Below are 1,395 nucleotides of genomic sequence, written 5' to 3'. Positions count from 1 at the left end.
TCTCCTCCTCATTTCTCCTTAACTCGCAATTTTTTTAATACTTACGTGTCGGCAAAGCCTAAATCTTACCAATCTAGGTCAACAGGGAGCTTGTAATCAGGGAGGAAGGTGTTTTCGTAGCTTATTGCGTCAGTTCGGGAACACTCCGTTCCCTCTGTTTATCCTGGAAAGGTCTCCAGGGAAAAAAAAGAGCAAGCATACACAGAGGGCACTGTGATTCTTGTTAGGGAGACCCTAAAACCCCCCCTAAACCCGTAAACATGTTGTCATGTATACGTAAATAAAAGAAAAATGCCCTAAAATACGCATTCTAGGGCATTGTTTTAAGGCTCAACTTAAAATATATTCTAAAGCACGGTTATTAATTACTTGGAACTAATTAATAACGAAAGTATCTGTGCCGCAAACACTAGATAAGATCAGGATAAAATCCCCGTGCAGTAAAGCGATTATAACTACACACGATTTAAAATAAATCCCTTTCGTTGTTAAAACCTACCAAAATTAATATTCCGTCCGTTTAAATGGGTGGAAGGATTAGTGACGACAGCATTTAAGCGGTGATTTTAAGCCTGTTACTGGGGGATCTGAACAAAGCAGGCAGCAGCATGAGTAGTTTTGAGCCGTTCGTGAGTATATTGGGTTAATACCCTTGCGATGAACATAAGGCAATATAAGCGGTCTTAAATGCGTTCAGGCGGTGATATAAGCCGTAATTAAGACAGGTGCAGCGTTATACCGTGAAGCACTCCGATTGAAGCGACGCTCGGCTCCGTAGTGATGCTCCAGAGGAAATACTCCTAAAGTGCCTTTGTAGGTGCTTTAGGGTGAGTATTCCCTTCTATCTGCTCAACTCTCACCATAATGATACTAATCACTAAATCAAAAACTTAAAAAAAAGGTGGTTGTTATGAAACAAGTCATAGAGCTTTTAGGTAAAACAGTAAAATTCGTACATACAGAGAATGGTCATTTCTTTGAAGAACAAGGAAAGGTCACAGAAGTTTTATTGTCTTTAAGTGGTGAACATCAGATTTCAATCAACGACAATGATTTTTATATTCTGAAAAACCTACTTGAATTTGAGATCGTCTGAAAGCCTTGCTACACAAGGGTTACATGAGTTTTCGTAAATATACCAAGAGATCTGCTTTTCAGATTAAATAGCTCCGTCTTTTAAGCTGAAAAGTTGATCATATTTTGCAACTAATAAAAAAATAAATATTGCTCGTTCAGTCAAAATTCGTCGGTCGGTCGTCGTTCCTCCTTCTCCTCCTCATTTCTCCTTAACTCGCAATTTTTTTAATACTTACGTGTCGGCAAAGCCTAAATCTTACCAATCTAGGTCAACAGGGAGCTTGTAATCAGGGAGGAAGGTGTTTTCGTAGCTTATTG

At 39.0% G+C, this 1,395-nt stretch carries 1 protein-coding gene; it reads left to right on the top strand.

Features of this window, described 5'->3' with window-relative positions:
• Positions 1-910: 910 nt before the first annotated feature.
• Complete coding sequence (locus FTU46_RS16595) at positions 911-1,096, top strand: hypothetical protein (RefSeq protein WP_180105351.1); 186 nt, start codon at positions 911-913, stop codon at positions 1,094-1,096.
• The last annotated feature ends 299 nt before the right edge of the window (positions 1,097-1,395 follow it).

Source organism: Acinetobacter sp. YH12108 (assembly GCF_013419055.1).
GTDB lineage: Bacteria > Pseudomonadota > Gammaproteobacteria > Pseudomonadales > Moraxellaceae > Acinetobacter.
This window is presented reverse-complemented; position numbering and strand designations above follow the sequence as displayed.